The organism is Rhodoferax sp. (assembly GCF_010365055.1).
Taxonomy (GTDB): domain Bacteria; phylum Pseudomonadota; class Gammaproteobacteria; order Burkholderiales; family Burkholderiaceae_C; genus Rhodoferax.
Genome location: NZ_JAAFHA010000188.1, coordinates 1 through 1,977, shown reverse-complemented (window position 1 = coordinate 1,977; position 1,977 = coordinate 1). Strand labels below are relative to the sequence as shown.

Below are 1,977 nucleotides of genomic sequence, written 5' to 3'. Positions count from 1 at the left end.
TCACCAACTACCGGGCAAGGATTCTGTTTCATTGCGGCAAGTTGGATTTGGGTTGGGCGTGAGGAAAAATTCACAGTGAAATTAACGAAGAGCCAAATGAGGAAGCATCAAAAGCTCCATGTCCAGGCGACATACCTGTTACCAGATGCCGCCCGGAAAGCACGCCTCTCAACGCGAATTAAATAGTCGACCCAGCAAAAAACCCCCTGCGACCGCTATCCCGACCGATGTCAAGGGATTTTCACGAACATAATCGCGGGCAGTTCCGGTCATCCGGTTTTGAGCCAGTTTCAACTGCTCGCTTTTTGCTCCAATCGTTTCCGCCGCGTTTGTTGCAACGCCTGCCAGCTTGTCAACCACTTGATGTGCGCCGGTGGTTACGCTGTCGACTGCGGGACCGGTCGCTTCTGAAACTTTGTCAATCGTGTGATGTGCCTCCGCGGAGGCATTGCCTATGCGGGTGACAGTCTTTCCCATGGCTTGCGAGTTTGCTGTCAAATTATTAGGGTATGTTTCCACAATATTTCCTTGATAAGTTAAGAGATCATTTCCCGCTGCGGGGAACCAGTCGCGATGACATACGTCAAGCTGTCACCTGCCTGGGACAGAGGTCTCAGTCGTTGACTTGATGTCCTCAGCGCCCGAACGTTCATAAATTTCCTTGGCAGCTTTTATTTGATTGGAATCATCGGTATGCACCGAGATGAGTGCGTTACCGCTGCTGATCTTGCCGTCGTACCGTTTGGCTTCATATTCGGGAATCCCCATGCCCACCAAGGCACCAATAACACCGCCGGTAGCACCCCCAACAGCGGCGCCACCCAGCGCAGCCATGATGGGCCCTGCTGCGATAAACGGCCCCACACCCGGAATGGCCAAGCTGCCAATGCCGGCCAACCAGCCAAGAATGGCGCCCGTGCCCATGCCTGTGACGACGCCAGTGGTTGCACCTTCAGGCAACTTGGTGTTTTGTTCGTGCGCAAAATCACGCGTTCCCGACTTATCGGGCAACAGCACCGAAATATCTGTGTTGGCAAACCCAGCAGCCTTCAAGCTGTCAACAATCATCTCTGCCTGGTTGCGATCCTTGGCAATACAAAAAACAGCGGTTTTCATTTTGAATTCCTTCAGTAAATAAGTGAATAAGAGAATAAGTTATTGCGTCTTGATATCCAACTGGTTGTCAACCTTCGTCACGCCGTGCACTCCTTTTGCCAGTGCCTCGATTTTGGCTTTCTCGTCTGCACTATTGACTGGTCCGCGCATGGTGACGCCGCCACCTTGGACCATGATTTTGATGTTGTGGGCCTTAGTCGATAGTGATTTATCACCCACGACGGCACGGCGAATGGCCGCCAGCAGTTTGCGATCTGGCGCTTGGTTGGTTTGGTCCTGCGGTGTCTTCGTCGCGCCGCCCTTATCCCGTTCATTGATGTCGGTGTTGTCGGCATTGGTTGATTTTTGCCCCTTTGCAACAGAGGCTGTAGAAGCAGGTAATTTTGTGGTGCTGGGGTAATCTGCGGCGAATACGCTCGCGCAACCCAATGCAATCGTCCAAGTCATTAGTTTTGCTGCGGTTCTCATCGTCTTCCTCCAAGTGGTTGGGCGCCGAGCGCCCTGGTGAGGGACTCTGGGTTGGCACTGCCATCCAGGATTTTTTCAGTGTCATGCATAAGAATTTCCTTGTGTGATAGAAAAGTACGCTAGCCAGCTCAGGGTGTGAAACTTCCGCCTGATATGCCGACTGCGATCGATAATAGGCAGGCAATTCCACGTCGTCTGTGCGATAACTCACACGTACCAATTTCCTGCGAATATGCCTACGGAAACGCACGGAAAAGAATGAACACGCTCAGTCGAAGTGCCCGTTCATCGAAGTGGGCGAGATAAAGCAACTTCTTTTCTGTAAATTTCCGAAATTTAGTTTTGGGTGTTGGTGATTTGCAGCGCTCAGGGCTTCATGGTTAGATAGATTTT

General features: G+C 51.6%; 3 protein-coding genes. All 3 read right to left on the bottom strand.

Features of this window, described 5'->3' with window-relative positions; genetic code table 11:
* Window positions 1–168: 168 nt before the first annotated feature.
* The 3 genes from GZ093_RS20810 to GZ093_RS20800 all read right to left on the bottom strand — a co-directional run bounded on the left by GZ093_RS20810 (window position 169) and on the right by GZ093_RS20800 (window position 1,584).
* Window positions 169–519, bottom strand: coding sequence for a hypothetical protein (locus GZ093_RS20810; RefSeq protein WP_296489643.1), 351 nt, complete (start codon window positions 517–519; stop codon window positions 169–171).
* Window positions 520–591: 72 nt separating this feature from the next.
* Window positions 592–1,116, bottom strand: a complete 525-nt coding sequence (locus GZ093_RS20805) for a hypothetical protein (RefSeq protein ID WP_296489642.1) — start codon at window positions 1,114–1,116, stop codon at window positions 592–594.
* A 39-nt stretch (window positions 1,117–1,155) separates the two neighbouring features.
* Window positions 1,156–1,584, bottom strand: a complete 429-nt coding sequence (locus tag GZ093_RS20800; protein ID WP_296489640.1) for a BON domain-containing protein — start codon at window positions 1,582–1,584, stop codon at window positions 1,156–1,158.
* Window positions 1,585–1,977 lie beyond the last annotated feature (393 nt).

Bases quoted from the DNA above. Each gene is read 5' to 3' on its own strand.
- GZ093_RS20805 (WP_296489642.1), bottom strand. From the start codon at position 1,116: ATGAAAACCGCTGTTTTTTGTATTGCCAAGGATCGCAACCAGGCAGAG.
- GZ093_RS20800 (WP_296489640.1), bottom strand. From the start codon at position 1,584: ATGAGAACCGCAGCAAAACTAATGACTTGGACGATTGCATTGGGTTGC.